Raw genomic sequence first — 23,059 nt, forward strand, 5'->3', positions numbered from 1 at the left:
GAGGCAGTTTCATCAAGTCCAGTCTTTTATCGGGTACTTCGCTCAGCCCAAACGTGCGGGAAGTGCGGCATACCCATGGAAACGTATTCGCCCCCCGCCCTTGCGCGCGTCCCTGATTTCATAGGACGGGTATCGGTTCAGGAAGCGTTCTAAGGCAATCTTGCCTTCCATCCGCGCCAAGGTAAGACCCACGCAAACATGTGGACCACCGGCAAAAGCAAGATGCCTGTTGGGTTTGCGCGCGATGTCAAATTCAGTCGGATGATCAAAGACTTCCGGATCACGGTTCGCGGCACCGATGCAAAGATGCAGGTTGCTGCCTGCGGCTATCTCCACGCCACCCAAGGTTACCGGGGCCGTGGTTTCACGGTTGCCAAACTGGTTCGGTGAACGAAAGCGTAGCACTTCTTCGATGCAGGGACCGATCAGCGCAGGTTCAGCCAGCAGCCGTGCCTTTTGGTCCGGGTGGTCATGAAGCAGCGCCAACGCGCTGCCGATAAGGTTAGTCGTCGTCTCGTGGCCTGCGTTGAGGATAAATATGCAGTTTTGGATTAACTCGATCTCAGTCAGCTGGCCACCGTCATCGCCAGCAATCAGCCGGGTCAACACATCGGTCTCGGGGTCCCCCGGTGTGGCCCGGCGTCGCGCCACGAGGTCTTGAAGGTAGGCTTTGAACTCGCCGACCGCTGTGTGACCAGCATCGAGTTCCGCAGAACTTAGCGTTGGTTCTAACGCACCGAGGATTGCAAGCGACCAGTCGCGCAGGGGGCCGCGTTCCTCCATCGGCACGTCGAGCAGATTGCCGATGATCTGCACTGGGATGCAGCTGGCATAGTCGTCGATCAGGTCCGGCGTGGGGCCAAGCTCTTCCAGCAGGTGATCCACGGTAGCGATCAGTCCCGGCTCCATCCGCGCCAATGCTTTGGGCGTCAGGGCCGAGGTCATGATCCGCCGCACGCGGGTGTGCAGTGGCGGGTCGTTAAAGACAAGGCTGGTGGTGTGATGCTCAAACAGGGGGCTGCCGGGGCCAAACTTGGGGGCGAAGGCCAGCTTCTTGTCGGAGATATAGAGCGCTGTGTCGCGGTAGATCGCATTCAGATCCGCATGGCGGCAGATCAGCACAGACCCATCGGGCTGCGGCAGCACTGGGGCCTCACGCAGCAGACGGTCATAGTGCGGAAAGGGGTTTTCGACAAAACCCTCGGGGGGCGCAGAGAGATCAAACATGATCCGCAGTCATGCCCGCCGCAGGGCTTATGTCAATGGTGTGTCAGCTGCGGCGCAGCCATTCGCGCGCGACGGCGCGTGGGCCTTCAGGGCGTAGGCATAGGTTCCCCAGTTCAATCCATTCATTGGGATCGAAATCCGGAAAGAACGCATCAGCGCCGTCGATCTCCACATCAACTTCAGTGACCAAAAGCCGATCTGCCAAAGGCAAAAGCGCGCGATAGACCCCCTCCCCCCCGATGCCATAGACGCGACGATACCCCTCTGCCGCGCAATAACCCAAGGCCGCTTTCGGATCGCGCGCTACATGGACCCCGTCAATATCAGCGCTAGAAACCACGCAATTCAGCCTATTTTTCAGTGGCTTGAACGGCAGGCTTTCCCATGTGCGGCGGCCCATGATTATCGCCCCGCCGGTGGTTTCACGCTGAAAAAACTTTAGGTCTTCGGGCAAGGACCAAGGGATATCGCCATCCTTACCAATGGCGCCGTTGCGGGCGCGGGCGACAACCAGGCTGAGCATCAGACAGCCACCGGCGCTTTGATCGCGGGATCGGGATCATAGCCTTCGAAAGTGAAATCCTCATAGCGGAATTCAAAGATTGAGCTGACCTTGCGGTTGATCCGCAGTTTCGGCAGCGCTTTGGGTGTTCGCGCAAGCTGGGTCTGCACCTGCTCTACGTGGTTTGAATAGATATGCGCGTCGCCCATGGAATGCACGAAATCACCGGGCGCGTAGCCAGTAACGTGGGCCAGCATTTCCAACAACAGCGCGTAAGAGGCGATGTTGAACGGCACACCCAGAAACATATCAGCCGAGCGTTGGTAAAGCTGCAGATGCAGCTTGCCGCCTGCGATGCGTACTTGCCACAGGGTGTGGCAAGGCGGCAACGCCATCTGATCAACCTCCCCGGGGTTCCAAGCTGAAACGATCAGGCGGCGGCTGTCGGGGGTGGCACGGATCGCGTCTACCAATTTGGCGATTTGATCAACTTGGCCCGAGCGGTGCAGCACCGTGCCGTCAGGCTGGGGCATGGGTTCGCCCACCATGGGGAAGCGCCGCCATTGGTGACCATAGACCGGGCCAAGATCACCATCCTCATCCGCCCATTCGTTCCAGATGGAGACACCGTTTTCTTTGAGATAGGCGATATTGGTATCACCTGCGAGGAACCACAAAAGCTCATGCACGATGGATTTCAGATGCAGCTTTTTGGTCGTAACCAATGGGAAGCCATCAGCCATACGGTAGCGCTGCTGCATCCCGAAATGAGAGATCGTGCCCGTCCCGGTACGGTCGGTCGAGGTCACCCCCTGGTCCAGCACTTCGCGCAGCGCATCATGGTACTGTTTCACGCGGCAACCCTCGTCATTGTGGCATTTTCTTCTGCATAGCCGCACGTGGCGTTTTCCTCAAGCGGCGCGCTATTGCTTTTCAGCTTCACTCCGGCCCCAAGTTGCCCGACACGGCGCAAGCACGTTGACAGAATAGGCGCGGCTTTGTGACAGTTTGGCAAAACAAGCAGACGCAGAAATTGAGGCAGCGCAATATGACACGGATTTGGATGGGCCTTGCGCTCGGCTTTGGGCTTTCGGCTTGTGGTGGAACGCCCCCTTTCGGCGGCGAAGGCGATGGCGACACCGAAGCGGGCAGTGACAGTGTTTACTTTGCTGAGAGCAGCGACACCATGACGCTGAACAACATCACCTACGATCCCACGACGGATACATTAACACTCAACAACATCCCCTTTGATGACCCCGATAACGCTTATGAGCGGATTACTCAGGAAAATTTTTCGAATAACTTTGACGCCTACGAGAGCGCTCCAAAAGCGGGCACCAATGAAATCCAGTATTTTGCGGTCTTTCGCCGTTCTGACACTGGTGCATCGCAGGTCGCTGCTGCCGGGACCAATGGCTATATCGACTTTGGCTACGGCGGTGCGGGTGCACAACGCCTTGGCAATCGGCCAAACCTGCCTTCGTCGGGCATCTATTCCTACAATGGTGAATATGCCGCCGTCCGCACGACACGCGATGGGACGAACGATGGCGTGACCTTCGTTACGGGAGATGCGAACCTGCGGGTCGATTTTGATGATTTCGATGTCGTCGGCGCAGCGGGTGGCTCGATCGGCAACCGTGAGGTCTATAACGTTAACGGTCAACGCATCGGGGCGCTGGACGGGTTCATTTCGCTGACCGATACGACCATTGATTTTGACAACAGCAACATCGGATCGGCAACCGCTACCGAGATTGACGGCACCGGAACCGCGACAGGCGCAAGCGGCAATTGGCAGGGCGTCTTCGCCGGACCGAACGGGAGCGAGATCGCAGGTATCGTCTTTGTCGAAGGGTCGGAAACACGAGAAGTTGGCGGTTTCATCGCCACACAATGATGCAAAAGCTGGCCCTCGCCGCTGCGATGAGCCTGACAGTCGGGGACCATGGCGCAGCGCAATCCACGCTTGAACCAGAGGCCGCGCGGCTGACTGCCGCGCAGCTGCTGTCGCGTGGTCATGCGCAGGCTGCAGCACAGATCACCGATGTGCTGGTGCTGCGCGACCCCAAAGACAGCACCAGCCTAATCCTAAATGCCCACGCCCTGCGCACGATGGGCGACAACACCCGTGCCCGCCAAGCCGCACGTCAGGGCTGGCAGACCGCCGACCGACCGGTTGAGCGTTATGGCGCGGCGATGGCCATGGCGCAGGCACTGTCGTCAGATGGTGCGAAAACACGGGCGCAATTCTGGCTACGCCGCGCGGCGCATGTGGCCCCTGACGCGCGTACCCGCGCCCGCGCCATCCGCGACTATCGCTATGTCAGCACGACAAACCCATGGTCGGTGAACCTGTCCTTCAGCTTTGATCCCAGCGACAACGTCAATGGTGCGCCCAGCGACAACACTTTTGTCTTGGGTGGGCTGATCTTTACCAACCCCACCGCGGTGCCGATCTCGGGCGTTGTATTGCGCCAAAATACCGCGCTGCGCTACAATTTTGGCATCAGCTCAACCGAGCGTAATTTCGTGGCGCTAAATTGGACCGAAAGCCACACCGTTTTCACCGACAACGATGTGCCCTTAGGTGTTAGCGCCTCGGATTTTGCCTTTCGTCGGGTACAGGCGCAGTTTGGCCGCGACTTTACGACAGGGCCAGAGGCCCCGCGCCAGACCCTGTCGCTGAGCATTGGCCGCCTGTGGTCTGCAAATGCTCCCCTCGCGGATGAGGTTAAGGTCGATTGGCGGCAGACATACGCCCGGCCCGAGCAACGCCTATTTTCGTGGAACGCCGGGCTTGGCTATTCGCAGCGCAAAGACAGCGACCTACGCTCGGGTGTGACGGCGACGCTGGGCAGCTATTGGGCGCGTCCGACGGCCAGCGGCGGCCGGTTATCATGGAACGCCGAGGTCGGGCGAACCGATACCGACAGCCGCGCGTTGACGCACACGACCCTCTCGGCGGGGGTGCAGTACACTTTCGCCGAACCGGTGCTAGGGGCCACGGCGCAGATCGCGCTGAACGCGCAGGCCAAACAGTATGACGATCCGCTTTACGGCCCAGACCCGCGCGCCGATCTTGGGGCGGTGGTTTCGACCTCGCTGGTATTTACCGACTTTGACACCTACGGTTTCGCCCCTAAACTTACCTTTGAAGCGCGGAAGACAAATTCCAACATTACCCGCTTTAAGACAGAGAATTTCGGTCTGAATATGGGGTTTCAATCCCTGTTCTGACGGACCGCTACAGACCAAAGGAAAACCGATGCCCATCAAATACCTGCACACAATGGTGCGCGTGAAAGACCTCGACGCCTCTATCGCATTTTACAAACTTCTGGGCCTTGTTGAGCGGCGGCGCATCGACAATGAGGGTGGCCGCTTCACGCTGGTCTTTCTCTGCCCACCGGGCATGGACGATGGCCATGCGGATGTGGAGCTGACCTACAACTGGGACGGCGACGATGCGTTGCCAAGCGACAGCCGCCACTTCGGCCATCTCGCCTATACGGTCGAGAATATCTATGAGACCTGCCAAATGTTGCAGGATAATGGGGTGACCATCAACCGGCCGCCGCGTGACGGGCGTATGGCCTTTGTCCGCTCGCCCGACAATATCTCGGTCGAGTTGCTGCAAGAGGGCGACGCCCTTCCCGCACAGGAGCCTTGGGCCAGCATGGAGAACATCGGCCATTGGTAAGGATTTGCATCAGTGCCGCGCTGGCGCTGATGCTTGCGCCCATGGCTGCGCGGGCGGCGCCCTGCCGTCTTGCGCTACTGCTGGCGCTGGATGTGTCCTCATCGGTTGACCCCGAGGAGGACCGTTTGCAACGTGGTGGACTGGCCGCTGCGCTACGGGCGCCGTCGGTCGCGCGGGCTTTTTTTGCCAGTGACGCGCCGGTGACGATTGCCGCCTTTGAATGGTCGGGCGAGGCGCATCAGCAGATCGTGCTGGATTGGACGGTGATCGACCACCCCGGCGCCCTCGCCCGCGCCGCTGACGTTATTGGGTCGAGCCAACGCAGCGAAAGCAGCCAACCCACAGCGATGGGCCACGCCCTGCGCTTTGGGGCGACGTTTTTTGACGGCGCGCCGTCCTGTGATGCCCGGGTGATCGACATGGCCGGCGATGGGCAAAACAACGAAGGAATCGGTCCACAGACCGCGTATCGCGCTACAGCTTTTTCGCAAATCACCGTCAATGGTTTGGTCGTGAACGCCGCCGATTTCGAAGGCGAACTGGGCCTCATCGCCTTCTATAAATCTCAGGTGCTGCACGGACCGGGCGCTTTTATGGTCATCGCCTCTGGCTTTGCCGATTTTGAGCGCGCCATGCGCGTCAAGCTGATCCGGGAAGTCTCGCCGCCTGCGCTCGGCGCTATAACACAGCCTGAAAGACCGAAGGGATGATCCGCACGGCCCTTGCCTTCGTTCTGACCCTCAGTACCACCCAATGGGCCGAAGCCGCCTGTCGGCAGGCGCTCGCCTTGGGGCTGGATGTGTCCGGCTCTGTCGATGCGCGGGAGTATCGGTTACAAATCGGCGGCTTGGCCGATGCGCTGAACGATCCCCGGGTGCGGCAGGCACTGCTCATGCTGCCGGGGCATCACGTCGATCTGCTGGTTTTCGAATGGAGCGGGTCTGGCGATCAGTCTGTGATCCTGCCTTGGACGCCGCTGAGCGACACCGCAGCGCTCGACGCGGCCATCGCCCGCCTGCGCGCCACTCAGCGGCGAGACGCATCGCCCGGTACGGCCCTTGGCGCGGCGATGGAACTTGGCGCGCGACTGCTTGCAGAGCGGCCCGGGTGCCAGAAACACACACTCGACATCTCTGGCGACGGCATCTCGAACTTCGGCCCCCGCCCCCGGGATGTGCGTGACGGTTTAGCAGCGCTCTCCATTGGCCCACTCGGGCTGACCATCAACGGTCTGGTGATCGGCGCGGATGATCCCGCCTCTGGCGATAGCCGACAGGCCGAGATCGGCGCGCTTGCGTCTTACTACCGGGCCGAAGTGATGCTTGGCCCCGAGGCATTTGTTCAAACTTCGCTAGGGTTTGAGGACTACGCCCGCGCCATGGCTGAGAAACTACTGCGTGAGCTGGACGGGATGGTATTTTCCCAACTCACGCCCCCTGCCCGTGTGGATCAGTAGATATAGCGGATCTGGTCGGTCCAATAACGCTCCATCCTTTTGAGAGAGCGGGTAATATCCTCAATCCCCGCGTCCCCCAGCACACCTTTGCTTTCCATCCCATCGGCATGGCGGGAGAAAAGCTCAGCCACCACATCACGGATATAGCGCCCCCGTTCGGTAAGCCGCACGCGGACCGAACGGCGGTCAATCTCGCAGCGTTGGTGGTGCATATACCCCATCTCGACCAGTTTCTTGAGATTGTAGCTGACGTTGCTGCCTTGATAGTAGCCACGGCTTTTCAATTCGCCCGCCGTGACCTCATTATCACCGATGTTGAACAGCAAAAGCGCCTGTACGGCGTTGATCTCCAACACGCCGACGCGCTCAAACTCGTCTTTGATCACGTCCAGCAGCAAGCGGTGCAACCGCTCTACCAAAGACAGGGATTCAAGGTAGCTGACCATGAAACCTTTTAAAGCCATCGGCTGCGTGGCGGGGTCTTGAATGCTCATGCGAAATCTCCGGTTCAAGCTGTTTAAACCGGAAACTCGCTGAAAAATCGGAATATTTCGTTAAACCCGAAGCAATTCCTTGGGCTATCCGCGCGCCTCGGCCAATTGCCCGCGAATATCTGTGACCATTCCGCTGTATTTTTCTGGCGCTTCGGTCTGACCGCTGACCCAAAGATATAGATCGTGGTCATTCTCATTCAGCATCTGATCATAAAGCGTAAGACCCGCGTCATCCATCTGCGGCAGCCGCGCTTCGGCATAGGCTGATAGGATCAGATCCATTTCCTTGATGCCCCGGCGCATGGAGCGCATTTGCAGGCGTTTCAACCGGTGTTCATGAACTTCAGGCATCTGCGGGCTCCGTCATAAGGCGCCGAATGCGCTTTTCCAATTTGCCGACAGTCTCGGCTTTTTTCAGCAGGTCGGTGCGCAGGGCACGCATATCGGCCAGCACCTCTTCGAGATCAACGCGGCGCGCGGTTTCACCTGCGTCGGGGGCATCGACGCCCTCGCCTTCGCCGTTGATCAACCACATCATTGAGACATTCAAAAGCCCCGCCAGCATCGAAAGCCGGTTCGCGCGTGGCTCAGACAGGTCTTCTTCCCAGCCCCGCAAAGTGGCCAGACGCACGCCCAGCCGTTTGGCCAGCATCGCCTGCGTCATGCCAGTCTGTTCGCGGGCCGCCGCGACCCTGTCGCCAAAGGTGGCGGCCTCAGGGCCGTACCAGTCAATCTCGTCGGTCATGCTACATCTCCTGCCAGATACCCTTGCCGGGTGCGGGGACGCCCCCTATGAACGTGGGGATATTCATAAGCAACCCGAGGCAAAAATGGAACTGCTGTCCGCGACCCTTGATCGGGTCAAACCGTCGCCCACTGTCGCCGTCACCACCCAGGCGGCTGAACTCAAGGCCGCGGGGCGCGACATCATCGCTCTCGGCGCAGGTGAACCGGATTTTGACACGCCGCAGAATATTAAGGACGCAGCCGTGGCCGCAATCAATGCGGGCAAGACGAAATACACAGCCGTCGACGGTATTCCCGAGCTAAAACAGGCGATCTGCGCCAAGTTCAAGCGCGACAATGGGCTGGACTATACGCCTTCGCAGGTCAGCGTCGGCACTGGCGGCAAACAGATCCTCTACAACGCGCTGATGGCGACGATGAACCCCGGCGAAGAAGTCGTGATCCCCGCGCCCTATTGGGTCAGCTACCCCGATATGGTGCTGCTCGCAGGCGGCACCCCAGTGATTGCCCCCGCCACGCTTGAGAATAATTTCAAACTGACCCCCGAGGCGCTGGAAGAGGCGATCACGCCGAAAACCAAATGGTTCATCTTCAACTCGCCCTCGAATCCCACCGGCGCAGGCTATAGCCGTGACGAGTTGAAGGCGCTGACCGATGTGCTGATGCGCCACCCGCATGTCTGGGTGATGACCGACGATATGTATGAGCACCTCGCCTATGACGGCTTCGCGTTCTGCACCCCGGCTGAGGTGGAACCCGCGCTTTACGACCGCACACTGACGGTCAATGGCGTGTCCAAGGCCTATGCCATGACCGGCTGGCGCATCGGCTATGCCGCAGGCCCGGAAAAGCTGATCGGGGCGATGCGCAAAATCCAGTCGCAAAGCACGTCGAACCCCTGCTCGGTCAGCCAGTGGGCCGCGGTTGAGGCGCTGAATGGCACGCAGGATTACATCGCTGAGAACAACGAGATGTTCGTGCGCCGCCGCAATTTGGTGGTGGAGATGCTTTCGGCTATCGACGGCATCACCTGCCCCACGCCCGAGGGGGCCTTCTACGTCTATCCCTCCATTTCAGGGCTGATCGGCAAGACCACAGCGGCAGGCACCAAGATCACAGATGATGAAACCTTCGCCACCGCCCTGCTTGAGGAAACCGGCGTTGCGGTCGTCTTCGGCGCGGCCTTCGGTCTTTCGCCGAATTTCCGGGTCAGCTACGCTACGTCTGACGAGGCGTTGAAAGAGGCATGCACCCGCATCCAAACCTTCTGTGCCGGGCTGACGTAAGGGCGAACCATGGCAGGCGATCTTCCCGACTATTACTTCAGGGTCCGCGAGAATGGCGCGGCGGTGTTTCGGCTCGATACCGAGAACCGCCAGCGCCGGATCGAGATGGAGCAGATCGCCGTGGTCAACCTGCGCAGTGGCGAGGTAAAGCCGCACGGGCTGCACCGTCTGACCGAAGCTGATGAGGCCGAGATCGCCCGCTGGGCAGAGGCGCGCCGCGACACCCTTGCCGCGCGGGAGATTGACGACATCCGCCGCGCGGTGGATCACCTGAACCTCACCACCCAATGGGTGCAATCGCGCGCCACCGACGCAGAGCTCGACGCCGTGACCGATGACCTGTTGCTGGCGATGCATGATTTGCGCAGCACGCTTGTGCGTAAAAAGGCAGACCGTATCGGGCGCAGCGACGAAAGCGCTTGAAGGGCGCAGGTCTGTCTCTCCGCACTTAGGCGGGGTCAGAACGGTAGTATCTTGATCGTATGCTTCCAGAACCGCAGGTTCAGCAGTACGCCCGCGACACCGAGCCCTGCCACCAAACCGGCCCAAATACCCATCGCGCCATACCCCAGTGTGAAACCCAGCAGATAGGAACAAGGCATGCCGACCAGCCAATAGCTGATCGCGGCCATGATCATCGGCACTTGTGTATCCTGTACGCCGCGCAGCAGGCCCAAAGCCACCACCTGCGCCCCGTCGACCAACTGGAACAACGCCGCCATCACCAAAAGCCCGGTGCCGATGGCGAGGATCTCCAGCCGGGCGGGCTCATCCTCTTGCATAAAGACCGAAATTAGCGGCTCTGGCCAACCAACAAAGCCGACCATAGTCACCAGCGCAAAGACCAGCGACAGCCCCGTTACGATCACCGCACCGCGTGCCATATGCTGCACATCCCGACGGCCATAGGCGTTACCGGCGCGAATGGTAGCGACATTGCTCAGCCCCAGATGCACCATGAAGGTCAGTGAGGCGAGCTGGATCGCAATCCCATGCGCTGCCAGCGTGATCGTTCCGAGCCAACCCATCATCAACGACGAGGCCGCAAACAGACCGACTTCGCTCAGCGTCGTCAAACCAATCGGCAGGCCCAGCGTAAAGACCCGCACCAGCATCTGCGTATCGACCCGCCACAGCCGCACGAATAGGCTGTGCTGCGGCAGCGCGATCAGCACGTAGATCACCACCCCGATGAGAGAGACGAACTGCGTCGTGACCGAAGCCACGGCCGCACCCATCACGCCAAGCTCGGGCGCGCCCCAGTTGCCAAAGATCAGCGCGTAGTTCGCCAGCGCGTTGATCGTGGCAGCCAAGAGTGTGATCCACAGCACCACCTGCGTGCGTTCCAAAGCGGCGAGGTAGGATTTCAGCACCATCACCAGCAGCGCAGGCACGATGCCCCAGCCTGCGACTTTGAGGTAATCGCCCGCCGTATCGGCAAGGTTGGGCCCCTGCCCCAGCAGGTCCAGCACCGCAGGCGACCAGATCATCGCGGGCAGCGCGATCATCGCAAAACCCACCGACAGCCACAGCCCCATGCGCGTGGCGCGGCGCAGGCCAATCTCATCATCCTCAGCGTCATAGGCGGCCACCAGCGGCATCACCGCCATGGCAAAGCCCGAGCCAAAGATGAACAGCACGAAGAAATAGGTACTGCCCAGAACAACCGCTGCCAGCGCCTCGACCGAATACCAGCCCAGCATGACCGTATCGGTCACCCCGATGGCCATCTGTGCCAGATGTCCGCCGATCAGCGGCAGGCCAAGCGTTAGGATCGCCCGGACGTGATTGCGGTTGGTCATTACTTTGGTCATGGGGAAAGCCTTACGCCGGGGTTGGGCAAAGGGGAAGTCCGGTTTTAACGCTCTATCATAGGGTTGCGGGACTTTGTTGCCCTGATTTTGACATGAATTCCTTGCGTCCGAAGCCCTTAACGGCAAAGCTAGATGCAGGAGGGATCGCGATGGAACCGACACGGACCGAAACCCGCCAAGTGAACGGCCAAGAGATTTTCATTCGCCATTGGGGCGATGAGAGCCTGCCGCCGCTTCTGATGTTACATGGCTTTCCTGAATATGGCGGCGCATGGGCTGATCTCGCCCCGCTGCTTTGCCAGCACTTCCACTGCATCGCCCCCGACCAGCGCGGCTATGGCCAAAGCAGCACGCCCGAAGGGATTGAACCCTATGCCATGGCGCATCTCATGGCCGATATGGCCGCGTTGATCGAAGATAAGCCGGTCACCGTTCTGGCCCATGATTGGGGCGCCTCTGTCGGCTATGCTTTGGCGATGTTTCGGCCCGAGGTGGTGGCGCGGTTGATCATCCTCAACGGCGTGCATCCCGTGCCCTTTCAGCGCGCCATGGCGGCAGGCGGCGCGCAATCCAAGGCCTCACAATATATCAACACACTGCGCAGCGAAGGCAGCGCGATCAGATTGGCCAAAGACGATTTCGCAGGACTGCTTAAGTTGTTTTCGGCCCATATGGACCTCAGTTGGCTGACAGCCGATCGGCTTGAGGCTTACCGCGCGGAATGGGGGCGGCCAGGGCGGCTGAGAGCGATGATCAACTGGTATCGCGCCTCCCCCCTGCAAGTCGCAGCGCCCGGCAAGCCGATCCGAGATCTACCTGATTTCCCGGTAGAACGCCTACGTGTGAGATGCCCGCATTTGTTGATCTGGGGCCGTGAGGATACCGCATTGCTGCCCGAAGCAACCGAAGGGCTAGAGGTCTTCGCGCAAGACCTCACCCGCGTCGAGATCGAAGGCGCGGACCATTGGCTACACCACCAGAAACCACAGGCGGTGGCCGAGGCCGTGTTGGACTGGTGCGCGCAGCGGCCCTTGTAAAATGGGCTGTGTAGTGTATATTTAAATATACATTGAGGAAACAAAACATGTCTCGTATTCACACCAATCACATCGCGACCATGACCGAAATGCGCGAACCGCATAAGGTGCTCGAACGCTCGGGCGGCAAGCCCGTGGCGGTGATGAAGAACTCGCGCTGCGTAGGCTATTTCGTACCGGCAGAGGCGACACTTCAAGAAGAGCCGCGGGTCGCGACCATGGACGAGGTGATGGAGAGTATTGCGGCCACCCGTGCGCAAACCCAGCCTGTGCTCGACTATCTTAAAGATAAATGAGCTACGTCCTTTTGAACGCCGACATTGTTGAGGCGATTCACGATGCCGTGCTGAACCCCGGCGAACTTACAGGTCGTGCGCTCGACAAGTCACTGGATGGCGCTTTAGCACGGGTCGACAACCGGCTGGTCTACGGCCTGATCGAGGATATCTTTGACCTTGCAGCCGCCTATTGTGTGGCGGTGGCGACGGGCCATGTCTTCAATGATGCCAACAAACGCACATCTTATAAAACCATGATCGTTTGCCTGCATCTTAACGGCGTCCGTATTGCCCATGAAACAGTCGAAGCCGGTGATCTGATCCGCGAAGTGGCCCAACGGCGCATCGACGAAGAGACCCTCGCCGATTGGCTGCGCGCCAAAGCCACCTGACCACCCCAAATCCAGCCCATCTGACAAACCCGCGATTGCCCCCGGCGCGCGGGACTGTCAAAATGGCCCCCACCCATAACAAAGAGCAGGCCCGCATGACCGACCTTCTTTCCGGCCAAGAACCCACAGATTACGACGCCTCCTCCATCGAAGTGCTGGAGGGGCTGGAGCCCGTCCGCAAGCGCCCCGGCATGTATATCGGCGGCACCGATGAACGCGCGCTGCACCACCTTGTGGCCGAGGTGCTCGACAACTCGATGGATGAAGCGGTGGCAGGCCATGCAAACCGGATCGAGGTGGAGTTGAACGCGGATTACTCCGTCACCATCCGCGACAATGGCCGCGGCATCCCGATCGACCCGCACCCGAAGTTTCCTGATAAATCCGCGCTTGAAGTGATCCTCTGCACACTGCACGCGGGCGGGAAATTCTCGGGTAAAGCCTACCAAACCTCGGGCGGTCTGCACGGGGTTGGTGCCTCGGTCGTCAACGCGCTGAGCGATTCCATGGTGGTGCAGGTCGCGCGCAACCGCGAATTGTTCGAACAAAGCTTTTCGCGCGGCATCCCCCAAGGCCCGGTCGAAAAAATCGGCGCAGCGCCTAACCGGCGCGGCACAACCGTCACCTTCCACGCCGACGAGCAAATCTTTGGCGCGCATCGCTTCAAACCGTCCCGACTGCTCAAGATGGTCCGCTCCAAAGCCTATCTCTTCTCCGGCGTCGAAATCCGCTGGAAGTCCGAGATCGAAGACGGCGACACGCCGATAGAGGCGACCTTCCACTTTCCCGGCGGCCTTTCTGATTACCTGCGCGAAACACTCGGTAAATCAACCACCTACGCCGAAAATCCCTTCGCAGGCACCGTCGAATTCCAAGAACGCTTTGGCGTGCCGGGCAAGGTCGAATGGGCGATCAACTGGACCCCTGCCCGCGACGGCTTCATCCAGTCCTACTGTAACACCGTCCCCACGCCCGAGGGCGGCACCCATGAAGGCGGCTTTTGGGCCGCGATCCTCAAAGGTATCCGCGCCTACGGCGAGCTTGCGAACAATCGCAAAGCCAAGGACATCACCCGCGACGACCTGATCACCGGGGGCTGCGCGCTGGTGTCTTGCTTCATCCGCGAGCCGGAATTCGTGGGCCAGACCAAAGACCGTCTCGCCACAACTGAGGCCGCGCGTCTGGTGGAAAACGCCGTGCGCGACCACTTTGACAACTGGCTGGCGGCGGATACCAAATCCGCTGGCGCGATCCTCGATTTCCTTGTCCTGCGCGCCGAAGAACGGATGCGCCGCCGTCAGGAAAAAGAAACCGCCCGTAAATCCGCCACCAAGAAACTGCGCCTGCCCGGCAAACTGACCGATTGTACCAGCAAGACCCGCGAAGGCACCGAGCTGTTCATCGTCGAGGGCGACTCGGCGGGTGGCTCTGGCAAGGGCGCGCGCAACCGGAACACGCAGGCGCTGTTGCCGCTGAAGGGTAAAATCCTGAACGTGCTCGGCGCGGCCTCCAGCAAGATCACCACCAACGCCGAGATCAGCGACCTCTGCGAGGCGCTTGGCGTTGGCATGGGCACGAAATTCAACCTCGACGATCTGCGCTATGACAAGATCATCATCATGACCGACGCGGACGTGGATGGCGCCCATATCGCGGCGCTGCTGATGACGTTCTTCTTCACCCAGATGCGCCCGTTGATTGATTCAGGGCATCTGTACCTGGCCTGCCCGCCGCTGTTCCGTCTGACCCAAGGGGCCAAGCGGGTCTATTGCTTGGATGAGGCAGAGAAAAACATGTGGCTGGAGAAGGGCTTGGGCGGCAAAGGCAAGATCGATGTCAGCCGGTTTAAAGGTCTGGGCGAGATGGACGCGAAGGACCTTAAAGAGACCACCATGGACCCCGCCACCCGCAAGCTGATCCGCGTGACCGTGGATGAGGACGTGCCGGGCGAGACGGGGGATTTGGTGGAGCGGCTGATGGGGAAGAAGCCGGAGATGCGGTTTGAGTATATTCAGCAGAACGCGCAGTTTGTGGAGGAGTTAGATGTTTGAATGGTAGATTTTTTGCTATTTGCAGACGAGGGGAACCCGGAGCAAACAGATGTAAACAAGTTCTTCTGCTACGGCGGAACATTCATTCCTACGCGGCACTATTCTGCGCTGTCTAAGGCTATAGAACAGCTACGCAATAAGTACGACTTGGATAGAACCGACCCGCTAAAGTTTGCGTCTCGGGATCGCCCTAAAGGAATGGATGTCCAAACGCACACCAAGCTAAAGAACGAAGTTTACTCGCTCGCTTTCAAGCACGAAGTAAAATTTTGTGGCTATGGCATTCTCCACGCAATTTCACGGCATCACGATCATAATACCTTAGTGGGTTTCGGTGCGAACAATCTGCTTTCAAAATTCAACCAGTTCCTAGGAGAGAACCGAGCGAAAGGCTGGGCTAACTTTGACCGAATGAACACAAGTAACCCATTCGGCTATTTGCGCGAGAAGTTCTCTCACAGAATTAAGAGTGAAAACGAGCGCGTACAATTGGAGAATATATTAGGATATTCATTCACTTGCGATGGAGCTTCGCACGCCTCCTCTGTTGCGGACATTTTGCTTGGTGGCTTTCGATACATACTCAACGAGCCACAACGCGATATTGCAGGTCGAGCAATCGCAAAAGAGCTATCTAGCGTGATGTGGCATTCACCTGAGCCCTACGAACAAAGAAACTTCTTCGATCGTGGCTTAGTCCTACGCCCCAAAGAGATTAGTTTGACTAGGTACCAAGCAGATTATCAGGAAATTCGAGATAGATTCACTAGATGGGTCGAGGTTCCAGATTGATAACCCCCAGCCACATCTGTTCCGTATCAAATGCGCCTTTGGCGCATAGCCCCTTCCCTTCCCCCCGTGGGGAAGGGGCTTCGACACAACAATAGGTCGGGACCGCACCAGCAGTTACCCGCAACATCAGCGCCCACCCCCAATCTTTCCCCTTGATCCGCCGCCCACACCGGTCCTAACTCCCCCCATGATCCGCGCACTCCTCCTTCTCCTTCTCCTCACCGCCTGCGGTCGCCCGCTGACGGAGAACGAGCGCGCCTATCTCTCCACCATCCACGGCACATCTGTCGACTACGACCGCGTGCGCCTGCACGACGGTGCGCCGACCCGCGCCGTGACCTTCACCCGCAAACCGCGTCCGCGCACCACCTGTCGTGAGTTAATCCTACCGCCGCAGGAGGGCGACACCGTCACCTCCAAACCCGCCGCCGTGGCGCTGTGGAACGACCTGCTTTTCGACAAGGATTGGTATCTCGACGACTACCTGCCCGATCACCCTGACCGCATCGGCCTGATCGCCGCGATGCTGCTCGCGCATGAGGTCACCCATGTCTGGCAATGGCAGAACCGCCGCGTGACGGGCTATACTCCGCTGCGTGCGGCGTCGGAACACAGCAACAACCCCGACCCCTATCTCTTTGATATCGATACGAAACCGCGCTTCCTCGATTTCGGCTACGAGCAGCAGGGCTCAATCGTTGAGGAATTTGTCTGCTGTCGCGCGCTCGACCCGCAGGCGCCGCGCACCAAGCGGTTGCACGACATGCTGTCCGAGGTCATGCCCGTCGCCCCCCTGCCCCAAAGCCGCGCCCATGATGTGCGCCTGCCGTGGGACGGGGTCGAGCTGGACAATATCTGCGGCTAGATCAGACCGGCACCAATTGCCCAGCCTCAAGGCGGATCTGTCGGTCCATCCGCGCGGCCAGTTCGAGGTTATGTGTAGCAATCACCGCCGAAAGCCCGGTGCCGCGCACCAGCGCCATCAGCGCGGCAAACACCTGATCTGAGGTCGAGGGGTCGAGGTTGCCCGTAGGCTCATCTGCCAGCAACAGACGCGGCGCGTTGGCCAGCGCCCGGCAAAACGCCACCCGCTGCTGCTCACCGCCCGACATGGCAGCGGGGCGGTGGTCGGCGCGTTCCGAAATGCCCACTTCGGCCAGCAATTTGCGCCCGCGCGCTTCGGCCGCAGAACGCGCCACGCCGTTGGCAAGCTGCGGCAGGACAATGTTCTCCAGCGCCGTGAACTCGGGCAGCAGATGGTGGAACTGATAGATGAAGCCGACGTCCGCCCGGCGCACCCCGGTGCGCTTGCGGTCGCTCTGGCCGGTCAGGTCATCCCCCGCGATTTCGACCGTGCCGCTGTCCGCCGTATCCAGCAGCCCTGCGATATGCAGCAGCGTCGACTTGCCAGCCCCGGAGGGCGCGACCAGTGCCACGACTTCACCGGGAGCGACCTCCAGATTGATGTCGCGCAGGACATGCACCTCGTTGGGCTTGCCGGGGTTGTAGGCCTTAGAAATGCCGCTCAGGCGCAAGACGGGATCATTCATAGCGCAAGGCCTCCACAGGGTTCATCCGCGCCGCGCGGCGGGCGGGAAAGATCGTGACGATGAAGCTAAGGCCAAGCGACAGGGCCACGGCGGAGAGCACATCGGCCAGCTGCAATTTGGCAGGCAGGAAGTAGATGCCCCGGATCGAGGCATCCCAAGCATTGCCGCCGCTGAGATAGTTAACGAAGGCAAAAATCTGGTCGACGTAGATCGCAAAGAGCACGCCCAGCACCACGCCCGCGGCGGTGCCGATGATGCCCGTGAACGCGCCGCAGATAAAGAACACCCGCAGCACCGAGCCCTCAGACAGCCCCATGGTGCGCAGAATGCCGATGTCGCGGCCCTTGTTCTTGACCAGCATAATTAGCCCCGACACGATGTTCATCGCGGCAATCAGGACCAGCACCGAGAGGATCACGAACATCACCCGGTCCTCAATATCCAGCGCCGACAGGAACGACCCGGACGCATCGCGCCACGTCCAGACCTGCGCCCGGTCGCCCGCCGCCTGCATCAACGCGCGCGCCATGGCGTCAACGCTCTCGGGGTCTTCGACCATGACTTCCAACTCGTCCGCGACACCTTCGCGGTTGAAAAAGCTCTGTGCCTCAGCGATCGGCAGGTAGACACGTGTCTTATCAATGTCATAGCGCCCGGCAGAGAAGACATAGACGACCTCATAGCCGTTCACCCGCGGGCTGGTGCCAAAGGCGGTTTTCACCCCATTGGGCGAGATTAGCTTGATCGTATCGCCCACCTGCACGCCCAAGCTCTGCGCCACGCCGCTGCCGATGGCGATGCCTTCTTCGAACCGACCAATGTCTCCGAATGACCTTTCCGAGGGCTGGATGCCGGGGATGGTCATCAGATCATCAGACGCGATGCCAAAGACCTCAACGCCTGCGTTGGACTGCCGCCGGTTCGCCATGACCTGCTGGCGCACCAAGGGGGCCACGCGGGTCACGCCGGGCACTTTCGCAACCTCGGCGGCCATTTCGGTATAGTTGGCGATGGTGCGGTCAATCTGGCCGGTCTCTTGAACCTCGCCCATCGTGTAGACCGTCACATGGGCGTTGGCGCCAAGGATCGTGTCGACGAATTCGGCCCGGAAGCCCGAACGAACCGACAGCGTGGCAATCAGCGCGAAGACCGCGAGCGTGATGCCGATCAGGCTGATCCACGTCATCACGCTCACCCCGCCCTCGGCGCGGCGGGCGCGGAGGTAGCGCCAAGCGATCATCCATTCAAAGGCCGCGAATGGGGCGGTTCGGGTGGGCTTACTGGCCATCGGGGAGGGCTCCGGTCTGAGGTGCGCGCAACGTGAGGCTTTGCCTCAGAAGGGTCAAGAATGCAATGCCCGGCGGCGGCGGTAGCGTCCGGGCCATGTGGGCAGCCAGAGAAGCAGTCGCGCGATGGCTGTCCCGACGATGAAGCCTATGGCGGCAAAGATCAATTCGGCACGGCTGCGCGGCGCGGTGGGCGAAAACATCTGCGCGGTCGCGCGCAACGCTCCTGTATCAGGCGCGCGCAGCAGGTAATAGCTGCGCAGGAACGGACCCGCCGTTTGCAGTCGCGGCAATTGCGCCTCAAGCGCCGCGTGACGTTCGATGTTTTCGATCAGTTCAATACGGCGACGTTCCAGCAGAGCCGACCCACGCAGCCGCGTCAGTGCGGCCTCTCGGTCAATCCCGGCGGCGCGGGCGGCAGCGTCGAAATGCGCCACAACGCCGGAGAGCGTCCGCTCTGCGGCCACTAGCTCAAACACATAGGCCCGGGAAAACCCCGGGCCTTGCGCCGCAATCCCTGCCCCTATGATCCCACCGGCCAATGTCAGCGCCCGCAGGATCATCGGCGACCTCAGGCAATACCGGCGTAGATTTTCGCCAGCTTTTCGACCGCCTGCTCTGGCGGTAGCTCTTCGCTTTCACCTGTGCGGCGGCTGGTCAGCTCAACCACACCATTCTTCAGCCCGCGTGGCCCGACCGTGATGCGCCACGGCAGACCGATCAGATCCATTGTCGCAAATTTCATACCCGCCCCGCCCTTGCGGTCGTCATAAAGTGGATCAAGGCCCAGCGCCTTCAAGCTCTTATAAAGCGCGTCACAGGCCGCATCGGCTTCAGCGTCGCCTTGTTTGAGGTTCACGATACCCGCGTGGAACGGAGTCACGCCCTCAGGCCAGATGATACCCTTATCGTCATGGCTGGCCTCAATGATCGCGCCCAGCAGGCGGCTGACGCCGATGCCGTGGCTGCCCATATGCACCGGCACCTGTTTGCCGTCGGGGCCTTGGACCTTGGCGTTCATCGCGTCGGAGTATTTTGTGCCGAAGTAGAAAATCTGTCCCACTTCAATGCCGCGCGCGGTGCGCTGGCGGTCTTCGGGCACCTTGGCGAAAAGCTCGGGGTCGTGGGTCTCATCGGTGCGGGCGTAGCGCGAGGTGAACTCCTCCAGCACAGCGCGGCAGGCGTCGTGATCGCTGGGGTCAATCTCGCGGTCGCCAAAGGTCAGATCGGTGATCTCGCTGTCATAAAAGACCTCCGACTCGCCCGTTTCGGCCAGCACGAGGAATTCATGCGTGTCATCGCCGCCAATCGGGCCAGAGTCCGCCCGCATCGGGATCGCCTGCAGGCCCATACGCTCATAGGTGCGCAGATAGCTGACCAAATGGCGGTTGTAAGCGTGCAGCGCATCCTCTTTCGTGAGGTCGAAGTTGTAGCCATCCTTCATCAAGAACTCGCGGCCTCGCATCACGCCAAAACGCGGACGGATCTCGTCGCGGAATTTCCACTGGATGTGGTAGAGCGTCAGCGGCAGGTCTTTGTACGACCCAACATGGCTGCGGAAGATGTCGGTGATCATCTCTTCGTTGGTGGGACCGTAGAGCATGTCGCGGTCCTGGCGGTCGCGGATGCGCAGCATTTCGGGGCCGTAGGCGTCATAGCGGCCCGATTCCTTCCACAGATCCGCCGATTGCAGCGTCGGCATCAGCATCGGGATATGGCCCACGCGCTGCTGCTCTTGATGCACGATCTCTTCGACCTTGCGCAGCACTTTGTAACCCAGCGGCAGCCATGAGTAGATCCCCGCGCTGGATTGCTTGATCATCCCCGCCCGCAGCATCAGCCGGTGGCTGACGATCTGCGCCTCGGCAGGGTTTTCCTTCAGCACGGGCAGAAAATATTGGGACAGACGCATGGTGTTTCCTCATTGACGAATTGTCCCCTGACTAGTGCATGTCAAAGGGCGAGACAATCACATCGCGGCAGGGCCTCAGGCTTTTGCGGCCCGCTGCGCCAGTTCCACTGCCACCTTGGTGGCCAACGCCATGTCCTGCACCGAAATCCATTCCAGTGGCCCGTGAATTTCCTGCATTCCGGTAAAGACATTCGGACAGGGCACGCCCATCTCGGTCAGACGAGAGCCATCTGTGCCGCCGCGAATGGGGACCGAGCGCGGCTCCAGTCCCACCGCTTCGACTGCTCCGCGCACCAGATCGACGGGGGTCATGTCCTTCTCCAGCCAATAGCGCATGTTGCGGTACTGCGGCTGGATATCCACCTCAATCTTCGCGCGCGGCTCGCAGGCGGCGACGGCAGCACAGACCTGACGCAGCAGATCGCCTTTGGCCTGCAAGCCTTCACGCTCAAAGTCGCGTAAGATCAGTTTAATCTCGGCCTCAGACGATCCGCCGTTCACTTCCGATATATGGATGAAACCTTCTAGCCCCTCGGTCGTTTCAGGCGTCATCGTGGCCTGCGGCAGGGTCATCACGATCTTCGCCGCCAGATGCAGCGCGTTGACCATCTTGTCCTTGGCGAAACCGGGATGGGCCGAGACTCCGGTGATCGTCACCATGGCCCCATCCGCGCTGAAGGTCTCATATTCGATCTCACCTGCCTTGCCGCCATCAAAGGTATAGGCAAAGTCACAACCCAAATCCTCAGGCAGCCGCGCGTCTACCCCGCGCCCGATCTCTTCGTCTGGCGTAAAGGCGAGGCGGATCTTGCCGTGCGGAATCTCTGGGTTCTCAATCAGATGCCGCGCTGCCGTCATGGCAATCGCCACCCCCGCCTTGTCATCCCCGCCCAGCAAGGTCGTGCCGCTAGCGGTAATGATATCCTCGCCTTGTTTCTCAGCCAGATAGGGCGAGTTTTCAGGCGACAGCCGCAACTCCGGCGCATCGGCAAAGGTAATATCACCGCCGTTGTAACCGCGATGCACCACTGGCTTTACTCCCGTGGCGTTGTACTGCGGGGCCGTATCCACATGCGCGACCCAGCCCATCACCGGGCCACCCTCAACCGTGGCAGGCACCGTCGCCAGCACCACGCCATAGTCGGTGAGCGTGACATCCTGCGCGCCCATCTCGTGCAGTTCCTCAACCAGCAGCCGCGACATATCAAGCTGGATTTCTGTGCTGGGCGCGGTCGGGCTGTCCGCATCGCTCTGGCTGTCGATCTTCGCATAACGGACCAACCGCTCTTCCAGCTCGTCGTCAAATTCACTGCGCATCATTTGCTCCCTCAATTCACCGCCATCGTCGCCTGATCTACCGCACTGTCAAGCCGCCCTGCCCGCAGGCGAGACTTGAAACGAAACGCCACATGGGCGATGTGATGATATTCCTTGCCGGAGAGCATCATGGCCCTGCCAATCCGAGACCAACTGAAATACTGGGGCATCGCTGCGGCGGTGTTCATGGTGGCGCTGTGGTTTATGGGCGATGTGCTGCTGCCCTTCCTGCTGGGCGGGGCGATTGCCTATTTTCTCGATCCCGTGGCCGACCGGCTTGAACGTTTGGGGCTCAGCCGGGTTATGGCCACCGCGCTCATCACCGTGGCGGCAATTTTGATCTTTGTGCTCATGGCACTGCTGGTCGTGCCGACGCTGGTCAATCAAACGGTCAACCTGATCGAGACTGCCCCGCAGGTCACCCGCAACTTCACCGATTTCATAACTAGCCGCTTCCCTTCGCTGCTCGACGACGATTCGACCCTGCGCACCTCGCTGACCACCTTAGGCACCACGATCCAGGAACGCGGCGGGGAGTTGTTCCAGACAGCGCTTGCGTCCTTTGCGTCGCTGATCAACATCCTGCTGCTCTTTGTCATCGTACCGGTGGTGGCCGTCTATCTCCTGCTTGACTGGGACCGCATGGTTGCTGGCATTGACCGCCTTTTGCCGCGCGACCATGCCCCCACGATCCGCCAACTGGCACGCGAGATTGACGCGACACTTGCCTCTTTCGTGCGTGGCATGGGCACGGTCTGTCTGATCCTTGGCACCTATTACGCCGTGGCGCTGATGCTCGTGGGGCTGCAATTTGGCCTCGTTGTCGGTTTTATCGCCGGGCTGGTTACCTTCATCCCCTACCTTGGTGCACTGATTGGTGGGGCGCTGGCCATCGGGTTGGCGCTGTTCCAGTTCTGGGGGGACTGGCTCTCGATTGGCCTCGTGGCGGGCATCTTTGTGTTGGGCCAGATTATTGAGGGCAACCTGCTGACGCCGAAACTGGTCGGCAATTCGGTCGGGCTGCACCCGGTCTGGCTACTGCTGGCGCTGTCGGTTTTTGGCACGCTCTTTGGATTTGTCGGCCTGCTGGTTGCCGTACCCGTGGCCGCCGCCATTGGCGTGATTGCCCGGTTCGCCACGGCCCGCTACCGCGAAAGCGTGCTCTACAAAGGCCGTGAACCGGAACCGACACTTGACGAGGACATCCGCTAA

At 60.2% G+C, this 23,059-nt stretch carries 26 protein-coding genes; 14 read left to right on the top strand and 12 right to left on the bottom strand.

What is annotated here, in order from left to right; translation table 11 throughout:
- Nucleotides 1-42: 42 nt before the first annotated feature.
- Genes WNY61_RS05865 through WNY61_RS05875 form a run of 3 tightly spaced genes read right to left on the bottom strand, consistent with a single transcriptional unit; the run spans nt 43 to nt 2,583 of the window.
- Nucleotides 43-1,227, bottom strand: a complete 1,185-nt coding sequence (locus WNY61_RS05865) for a cytochrome P450 (RefSeq protein WP_342850520.1) — start codon at nt 1,225-1,227, stop codon at nt 43-45.
- Between the two features lie 43 nt (nt 1,228-1,270).
- The gene (locus WNY61_RS05870; protein ID WP_342850521.1) at nt 1,271-1,750 is read right to left on the bottom strand and encodes a dihydrofolate reductase; all 480 of its coding nucleotides are present in this window, start codon (nt 1,748-1,750) and stop codon (nt 1,271-1,273) included.
- Nucleotides 1,750-2,583 (bottom strand): thymidylate synthase, encoded by an 834-nt coding sequence (locus WNY61_RS05875; protein WP_342850522.1) that lies wholly within the window; start codon nt 2,581-2,583, stop codon nt 1,750-1,752. The genes WNY61_RS05870 and WNY61_RS05875 overlap by 1 nt, the downstream gene beginning before the upstream one ends.
- Nucleotides 2,584-2,777: 194 nt before the next feature.
- On the opposite strand from WNY61_RS05875, the gene WNY61_RS05880 reads away from it, so the two are divergent.
- Genes WNY61_RS05880 through WNY61_RS05900 form a run of 5 tightly spaced genes read left to right on the top strand, consistent with a single transcriptional unit; the run spans nt 2,778 to nt 6,891 of the window.
- Nucleotides 2,778-3,632 carry a hypothetical protein gene (locus WNY61_RS05880; RefSeq protein ID WP_342850523.1) on the top strand — a complete coding sequence of 285 codons (855 nt, stop codon included), beginning with the start codon at nt 2,778-2,780 and terminating at the stop codon, nt 3,630-3,632.
- Nucleotides 3,629-4,972: a surface lipoprotein assembly modifier gene (locus WNY61_RS05885; protein ID WP_342850525.1), complete on the top strand. Its 1,344-nt coding sequence runs from the start codon at nt 3,629-3,631 to the stop codon at nt 4,970-4,972. The genes WNY61_RS05880 and WNY61_RS05885 overlap by 4 nt, the downstream gene beginning before the upstream one ends.
- 28 nt (nt 4,973-5,000) lie before the next feature.
- Nucleotides 5,001-5,435 carry a VOC family protein gene (locus WNY61_RS05890; protein ID WP_342850527.1) on the top strand — a complete coding sequence of 145 codons (435 nt, stop codon included), beginning with the start codon at nt 5,001-5,003 and terminating at the stop codon, nt 5,433-5,435.
- Nucleotides 5,429-6,145, top strand: a complete 717-nt coding sequence (locus tag WNY61_RS05895) for a DUF1194 domain-containing protein (RefSeq protein WP_342850529.1) — start codon at nt 5,429-5,431, stop codon at nt 6,143-6,145. Before WNY61_RS05890 ends, WNY61_RS05895 begins: the two co-directional genes overlap by 7 nt.
- Nucleotides 6,142-6,891: a DUF1194 domain-containing protein gene (locus WNY61_RS05900; protein ID WP_342850530.1), complete on the top strand. Its 750-nt coding sequence runs from the start codon at nt 6,142-6,144 to the stop codon at nt 6,889-6,891. Before WNY61_RS05895 ends, WNY61_RS05900 begins: the two co-directional genes overlap by 4 nt.
- Here WNY61_RS05900 and WNY61_RS05905 read toward each other — a convergent pair.
- The 3 genes from WNY61_RS05905 to WNY61_RS05915 form a co-directional block, all read right to left on the bottom strand.
- Complete coding sequence (locus WNY61_RS05905) at nt 6,885-7,385, bottom strand: winged helix DNA-binding protein (RefSeq protein WP_342850531.1); 501 nt, start codon at nt 7,383-7,385, stop codon at nt 6,885-6,887. The two genes, WNY61_RS05900 and WNY61_RS05905, sit on opposite strands and share 7 nt — an antisense overlap.
- Before the next feature lie 84 nt (nt 7,386-7,469).
- Nucleotides 7,470-7,736, bottom strand: coding sequence for a succinate dehydrogenase assembly factor 2 (locus WNY61_RS05910; RefSeq protein WP_342850532.1), 267 nt, complete (start codon nt 7,734-7,736; stop codon nt 7,470-7,472).
- Nucleotides 7,729-8,130 carry a helix-turn-helix domain-containing protein gene (locus WNY61_RS05915; RefSeq protein WP_007119282.1) on the bottom strand — a complete coding sequence of 134 codons (402 nt, stop codon included), beginning with the start codon at nt 8,128-8,130 and terminating at the stop codon, nt 7,729-7,731. Before WNY61_RS05915 ends, WNY61_RS05910 begins: the two co-directional genes overlap by 8 nt.
- A gap of 85 nt (nt 8,131-8,215) precedes the next feature.
- Here WNY61_RS05915 and WNY61_RS05920 point away from each other — a divergent pair, with 85 nt between their 5' ends.
- Both WNY61_RS05920 and WNY61_RS05925 read left to right on the top strand, forming a co-directional pair.
- A complete protein-coding gene (locus WNY61_RS05920; protein ID WP_342850533.1) occupies nt 8,216-9,418 on the top strand; it encodes a pyridoxal phosphate-dependent aminotransferase in 1,203 nt (400 codons plus the stop codon).
- A gap of 9 nt (nt 9,419-9,427) precedes the next feature.
- Nucleotides 9,428-9,841, top strand: a complete 414-nt coding sequence (locus WNY61_RS05925) for a hypothetical protein (RefSeq protein ID WP_342850534.1) — start codon at nt 9,428-9,430, stop codon at nt 9,839-9,841.
- A 35-nt stretch (nt 9,842-9,876) separates the two neighbouring features.
- On the opposite strand, the gene WNY61_RS05930 is transcribed toward WNY61_RS05925, so the two are convergent.
- The gene (locus tag WNY61_RS05930) at nt 9,877-11,232 is read right to left on the bottom strand and encodes an MATE family efflux transporter (protein ID WP_342850535.1); all 1,356 of its coding nucleotides are present in this window, start codon (nt 11,230-11,232) and stop codon (nt 9,877-9,879) included.
- 149 nt (nt 11,233-11,381) lie between these two features.
- Between WNY61_RS05930 and WNY61_RS05935 the strand changes: the two genes are divergently transcribed.
- The 6 genes from WNY61_RS05935 to WNY61_RS05960 all read left to right on the top strand — a co-directional run bounded on the left by WNY61_RS05935 (nt 11,382) and on the right by WNY61_RS05960 (nt 16,647).
- Entirely contained in the window at nt 11,382-12,269 is an 888-nt protein-coding gene (locus WNY61_RS05935) for an alpha/beta hydrolase (protein WP_342850536.1), read from the top strand.
- Nucleotides 12,270-12,316: 47 nt separating this feature from the next.
- A complete protein-coding gene (locus WNY61_RS05940; protein WP_007119277.1) occupies nt 12,317-12,565 on the top strand; it encodes a hypothetical protein in 249 nt (82 codons plus the stop codon).
- Nucleotides 12,562-12,939 (top strand): type II toxin-antitoxin system death-on-curing family toxin, encoded by a 378-nt coding sequence (locus WNY61_RS05945; RefSeq protein ID WP_342850537.1) that lies wholly within the window; start codon nt 12,562-12,564, stop codon nt 12,937-12,939. Before WNY61_RS05940 ends, WNY61_RS05945 begins: the two co-directional genes overlap by 4 nt.
- 95 nt (nt 12,940-13,034) lie before the next feature.
- Nucleotides 13,035-14,990 (top strand): DNA topoisomerase IV subunit B, encoded by a 1,956-nt coding sequence (parE, locus tag WNY61_RS05950; RefSeq protein ID WP_342850538.1) that lies wholly within the window; start codon nt 13,035-13,037, stop codon nt 14,988-14,990.
- Nucleotides 14,991-15,782, top strand: coding sequence for a hypothetical protein (locus WNY61_RS05955; RefSeq protein ID WP_342850539.1), 792 nt, complete (start codon nt 14,991-14,993; stop codon nt 15,780-15,782). It abuts the gene before it with no gap.
- A 187-nt stretch (nt 15,783-15,969) separates the two neighbouring features.
- Complete coding sequence (locus WNY61_RS05960; RefSeq protein ID WP_342850540.1) at nt 15,970-16,647, top strand: hypothetical protein; 678 nt, start codon at nt 15,970-15,972, stop codon at nt 16,645-16,647.
- A 1-nt stretch (nt 16,648) separates the two neighbouring features.
- Here WNY61_RS05960 and WNY61_RS05965 read toward each other — a convergent pair whose 3' ends face one another.
- The 5 genes from WNY61_RS05965 to pepT form a co-directional block, all read right to left on the bottom strand.
- Nucleotides 16,649-17,332, bottom strand: a complete 684-nt coding sequence (locus WNY61_RS05965) for an ABC transporter ATP-binding protein (protein ID WP_342850541.1) — start codon at nt 17,330-17,332, stop codon at nt 16,649-16,651.
- Nucleotides 17,325-18,620, bottom strand: a complete 1,296-nt coding sequence (locus WNY61_RS05970; protein WP_342850542.1) for a lipoprotein-releasing ABC transporter permease subunit — start codon at nt 18,618-18,620, stop codon at nt 17,325-17,327. The genes WNY61_RS05965 and WNY61_RS05970 overlap by 8 nt, the downstream gene beginning before the upstream one ends.
- Nucleotides 18,621-18,674: 54 nt before the next feature.
- Entirely contained in the window at nt 18,675-19,181 is a 507-nt protein-coding gene (locus WNY61_RS05975) for a DUF2937 family protein (protein ID WP_342850543.1), read from the bottom strand.
- A gap of 8 nt (nt 19,182-19,189) precedes the next feature.
- Nucleotides 19,190-20,530: a proline--tRNA ligase gene (gene proS, locus WNY61_RS05980; protein ID WP_342850544.1), complete on the bottom strand. Its 1,341-nt coding sequence runs from the start codon at nt 20,528-20,530 to the stop codon at nt 19,190-19,192.
- Nucleotides 20,531-20,605: 75 nt separating this feature from the next.
- Complete coding sequence (gene pepT, locus WNY61_RS05985) at nt 20,606-21,847, bottom strand: peptidase T (protein WP_342850545.1); 1,242 nt, start codon at nt 21,845-21,847, stop codon at nt 20,606-20,608.
- A gap of 129 nt (nt 21,848-21,976) precedes the next feature.
- Between pepT and WNY61_RS05990 the strand changes: the two genes are divergently transcribed.
- Nucleotides 21,977-23,059: an AI-2E family transporter gene (locus WNY61_RS05990; RefSeq protein WP_342850546.1), complete on the top strand. Its 1,083-nt coding sequence runs from the start codon at nt 21,977-21,979 to the stop codon at nt 23,057-23,059.

The sequence above is a fragment of the Sulfitobacter sp. AS92 genome (assembly GCF_038900015.1).
Taxonomy (GTDB): Bacteria; Pseudomonadota; Alphaproteobacteria; order Rhodobacterales; family Rhodobacteraceae; genus Sulfitobacter.

What these genes read in the sequence shown, in the direction of transcription:
- WNY61_RS05865 (WP_342850520.1), bottom strand. Translation starts at nt 1,227, where the DNA reads ATGTTTGATCTCTCTGCGCCCCCCGAGGGTTTTGTCGAAAACCCCTTT.
- WNY61_RS05870 (WP_342850521.1), bottom strand. Translation starts at nt 1,750, where the DNA reads ATGCTCAGCCTGGTTGTCGCCCGCGCCCGCAACGGCGCCATTGGTAAG.
- WNY61_RS05880 (WP_342850523.1), top strand. Translation starts at nt 2,778, where the DNA reads ATGACACGGATTTGGATGGGCCTTGCGCTCGGCTTTGGGCTTTCGGCT.
- WNY61_RS05885 (WP_342850525.1), top strand. Translation starts at nt 3,629, where the DNA reads ATGATGCAAAAGCTGGCCCTCGCCGCTGCGATGAGCCTGACAGTCGGG.
- WNY61_RS05890 (WP_342850527.1), top strand. Translation starts at nt 5,001, where the DNA reads ATGCCCATCAAATACCTGCACACAATGGTGCGCGTGAAAGACCTCGAC.
- WNY61_RS05900 (WP_342850530.1), top strand. Translation starts at nt 6,142, where the DNA reads ATGATCCGCACGGCCCTTGCCTTCGTTCTGACCCTCAGTACCACCCAA.
- WNY61_RS05905 (WP_342850531.1), bottom strand. Translation starts at nt 7,385, where the DNA reads ATGAGCATTCAAGACCCCGCCACGCAGCCGATGGCTTTAAAAGGTTTC.
- WNY61_RS05910 (WP_342850532.1), bottom strand. Translation starts at nt 7,736, where the DNA reads ATGCCTGAAGTTCATGAACACCGGTTGAAACGCCTGCAAATGCGCTCC.
- WNY61_RS05915 (WP_007119282.1), bottom strand. Translation starts at nt 8,130, where the DNA reads ATGACCGACGAGATTGACTGGTACGGCCCTGAGGCCGCCACCTTTGGC.
- WNY61_RS05920 (WP_342850533.1), top strand. Translation starts at nt 8,216, where the DNA reads ATGGAACTGCTGTCCGCGACCCTTGATCGGGTCAAACCGTCGCCCACT.
- WNY61_RS05925 (WP_342850534.1), top strand. Translation starts at nt 9,428, where the DNA reads ATGGCAGGCGATCTTCCCGACTATTACTTCAGGGTCCGCGAGAATGGC.
- WNY61_RS05930 (WP_342850535.1), bottom strand. Translation starts at nt 11,232, where the DNA reads ATGACCAAAGTAATGACCAACCGCAATCACGTCCGGGCGATCCTAACG.
- WNY61_RS05935 (WP_342850536.1), top strand. Translation starts at nt 11,382, where the DNA reads ATGGAACCGACACGGACCGAAACCCGCCAAGTGAACGGCCAAGAGATT.
- WNY61_RS05940 (WP_007119277.1), top strand. Translation starts at nt 12,317, where the DNA reads ATGTCTCGTATTCACACCAATCACATCGCGACCATGACCGAAATGCGC.
- WNY61_RS05945 (WP_342850537.1), top strand. Translation starts at nt 12,562, where the DNA reads ATGAGCTACGTCCTTTTGAACGCCGACATTGTTGAGGCGATTCACGAT.
- parE (WP_342850538.1), top strand. Translation starts at nt 13,035, where the DNA reads ATGACCGACCTTCTTTCCGGCCAAGAACCCACAGATTACGACGCCTCC.
- WNY61_RS05955 (WP_342850539.1), top strand. Translation starts at nt 14,991, where the DNA reads ATGGTAGATTTTTTGCTATTTGCAGACGAGGGGAACCCGGAGCAAACA.
- WNY61_RS05960 (WP_342850540.1), top strand. Translation starts at nt 15,970, where the DNA reads ATGATCCGCGCACTCCTCCTTCTCCTTCTCCTCACCGCCTGCGGTCGC.
- WNY61_RS05965 (WP_342850541.1), bottom strand. Translation starts at nt 17,332, where the DNA reads ATGAATGATCCCGTCTTGCGCCTGAGCGGCATTTCTAAGGCCTACAAC.
- WNY61_RS05970 (WP_342850542.1), bottom strand. Translation starts at nt 18,620, where the DNA reads ATGGCCAGTAAGCCCACCCGAACCGCCCCATTCGCGGCCTTTGAATGG.
- WNY61_RS05975 (WP_342850543.1), bottom strand. Translation starts at nt 19,181, where the DNA reads ATGATCCTGCGGGCGCTGACATTGGCCGGTGGGATCATAGGGGCAGGG.
- proS (WP_342850544.1), bottom strand. Translation starts at nt 20,530, where the DNA reads ATGCGTCTGTCCCAATATTTTCTGCCCGTGCTGAAGGAAAACCCTGCC.
- pepT (WP_342850545.1), bottom strand. Translation starts at nt 21,847, where the DNA reads ATGCGCAGTGAATTTGACGACGAGCTGGAAGAGCGGTTGGTCCGTTAT.
- WNY61_RS05990 (WP_342850546.1), top strand. Translation starts at nt 21,977, where the DNA reads ATGGCCCTGCCAATCCGAGACCAACTGAAATACTGGGGCATCGCTGCG.